Raw genomic sequence first — 3,098 nt, 5'->3', positions numbered from 1 at the left:
TAGTGCTGTGCGGTGAGGGTGGCGATCAGGGCGCGGTGGGGGGAGAGCACGCCCTTGGGCCGGCCGGTGGAACCGGAAGTGAACATCACACACGCCGCGTCCTCGGGTGCGACGACGACGCCTGGCGCGGCAGCGTCGTATCGTGCGATGGCGGCGGCCGACTCGTCGACGCACACCACGTGCGCGGCGTCCGCGATCCGCTGTGCCAACGCGGAATCCGACACCACGGCGCTCACCCGCGCCTGGGATATCAGAGCTCTCAACCGCTCGCCGGGATGTTCCGGATCGAGGACCAGATAAGCGGCGCCCGTCTTGGCGACCGCCAGCACGGCGACCGCGAACTCGATGGACCGCTCCAGCAGCACGCCGGCTATGCCGCCGCGCCGCACGCCCTGGTCGATCAGATGCCGGGCCAGCCGGTTCGCGCGCGCGTCGAGCTCGCCGTAGGTCAACCGTTCGGTGCCGAAGACCAGCGCGGTCGCGTCCGCCGCGGTGGCGGCGCGGCGCTCGAACAGCGCGCCGAGCGACAGCCCGAGGTCTTCGTCAGCCTGCTGATCCCGGTGCGCCGCCGCGCCGCTCCACCGGTCCACGACGAGCGCACGCTCCTGCTCGCCGAGCACGTCGACCGCGCTCACCGTGAGCCCGGGGTCGGCCACCACCTGACGCAGCACCCGTAGATACGTGGCGACCAGGCGCTCGACCGTGGACTGCTCGAAGATGTCGGTGCGGAACAGCACCGCGCCGCCCAGCCCCGCCGCGCCGTGACCGGCACCGCCTGGTGCGTCGGCGCCTGGACCGTCGCTGCCCGGGCTGTCGCCATTCGGATCGGCGCCGGCCTCCTCGCGCAGCAGGAATTCGAGGTCGAACTTCGCCGCCCGGGTGTCCACGAACCTGGCCGGCCCCGCGTGCGCCCCGGCCAGCCGCGGCCCGGCCGCGGCGTCGGCCGCGCCCTCCAGCGCGAGGCAGACCTGGAACAGCGGGTGCCTGGCCAGCGAGCGGACCGGATTGACCGCGTCCAGCACCAGGTCGAACGGCGCCTCCTGGTGCGCGAAGGCGTCCAGGTCGGCGGCGCGCACCCGGCCGAGCAGATCGGCGAACGCGGGGTCGCCCGCGGTGTCGGTGCGAAGCACCACCGTGTTGACGAAGAAGCCCACCATCGGATCGAGCGCCGGATGGCCGCGGCCGGCCACCGGCGAGCCGAGCGCGATGTCCGTGCCCGCGCCGAGCCGGGTCAGCGTCACCGCGAGCGCGGCCTGAAGCACCATGAACGGAGTGCAGCGGTGTGTGCGCGCCAGCGCGGCGATGTCGCGGCGCAGCTGCGGCTCGGCGGCGAACGGCACCGCGCCGCCGCCCTGCCCGGCCACCGCGGGACGCGGCCGGTCCAGCGGAAGCGGCAACTCCTCGGGCAGGTCCACCAGCGCCCGCGTCCAGAAGTCCAGGTCGCGCGACAGCGCGCTGTCAGGGTCCGAACGCTTCCCGAGCGCCGCGCGCTGCCACAGCGCATAGTCGGCGTACTGCAGCGGCAGGGGTTCCCAAACGGGTGCGCGGCCGTCCCTGCGCGCCGCATACGCGGTGGACAGGTCGTCGAACAGCGGCCGCAGCGACTGGCCGTCGGTCGCGATGTGGTGCAGCAGGATCAGCAGGACGCTGAGACCATCGCCGAGTTCGAACACGGTCGCCCGGATCGGCGGCTGCGCGGCCAGATCGAACGGCCGCACCGCGGCCTCGGCCAGCTGTCCCGCGACCAGTTCCTCGCTCGACTCGACGACCTCGAAGGGCACATACCCGCCGCCGCCCTCCGGTCGATCGAGCAAACGCTGGCACGGCTCACCGTCCACGGCATCGAACACCGTGCGCAGCACCTCGTGCCGCAGCGCCAGATCGTCGAAGGCCTCGCGCAGCGCCGCGAGATCCAGTTCGCCCTCAAGGCGCACGCTCAGCGGCACGTTGTACGCGGTGTTAGAGCCCTCCAACGTGGCCAGGTACCACAACCGGCGCTGCGCGAAGGACAGCGGCAAACGCTTCGGCCGCCGCTGTGCCGGAACCGGCGCCGGCGCGGGCACCCGTCGTGTCCCCGCGCGCGCGGCGAGCAGTTCAGCCAGCGCCGCCACCGTGGGGGAGCGGAACACGTCGGCCAGCGTCAACTGCGCACCGAACACCGTCTCCGCCCTGGCGGCCAGCCGCGCGGCGGCCAGCGAATGGCCGCCGAGGTCGAAGAAGTCGTCATCGACGCCCACGGCGCGTACCTGTGCGGGATCGGCGCCTTCCGTCTCGATGCCGAGCACCTCGGCGAACAGTGCGCACAGGATCTCCTCGCGCGCGTCACGGGGCCCGCGGCCGCTCCCAGAAGCGGACTCGAAGCGCGGGGCCGGCAGTGCGGCCCGGTCCACCTTTCCGTTGGCGGTCAGCGGCATGCGGTCGAGCGCCACCACTGCCGACGGGACCATGTGGTCGGGCAGCACGGTGCGCAGCCATTCGCGTAGCGCCTTCTCATCCACGTGGTCTGAGGCGGGGCAAGCGGCGTCGCCGATCACGTACGCGGCGAGCCGCAGCACGCCCCGCGAGTCGGCGACCGCGGTCACCGCGGCCTGCGCCACCGACGGATGCCTGAGCAGCACAGTCTCGATCTCGCCCGGCTCTACCCGGAATCCGCGGATCTTCACCTGGGCGTCCGCGCGCCCGACGAATTCGAGTGCTCCATCGCTCGTGCGCCGCGCGAGGTCCCCGGTGCGGTACAGCCGCTCGCCGGGCGCGCCGAACGGGTCGGCGACGAAGCGTTCCGCGGTCAGGCCCGCTCGGTTGAGATAACCGAGTGCGAGCCCTGATCCACCGAGATAGACCTCGCCTACAGCACCCACCGGCACCGGGCGCAGCCGCGCGTCGAGCAGGTAGGCGCGCTTGTTCGTCACCGGCGATCCCACCGGCACGTCGGTCCGGCTCCACTCCGGCGGCACCCGGAACACCGTGGTGAATCCCATGGATTCGGCGGGGCCGTAGCCGTTGGCGATGGTCAGGTGGGGGTGGTGGTGTTGGATTTTGGCGGTGTGGGTGCCGGAGGCGGGTTCGCCTCCGGTGAAGGCGAGGCGTACGCCGGTGAA

Annotated in this window: 1 protein-coding gene; it reads right to left on the bottom strand. The window is 72.7% G+C overall.

The annotated features are described in order from the left end of the window. Positions 1–3,098, bottom strand: a 3,098-nt coding sequence (locus VFB40_RS04680; RefSeq protein WP_324848029.1) for a condensation domain-containing protein, incomplete at both ends; no start/stop codon positions are given.

Source organism: Actinocrinis sp. (genome assembly GCF_035650855.1).
GTDB lineage: Bacteria > Actinomycetota > Actinomycetes > Streptomycetales > Catenulisporaceae > Actinocrinis.
The sequence above is the reverse complement of the archived record's forward strand: the minus strand, read 5'-3'. Positions and strand labels throughout refer to the sequence as shown.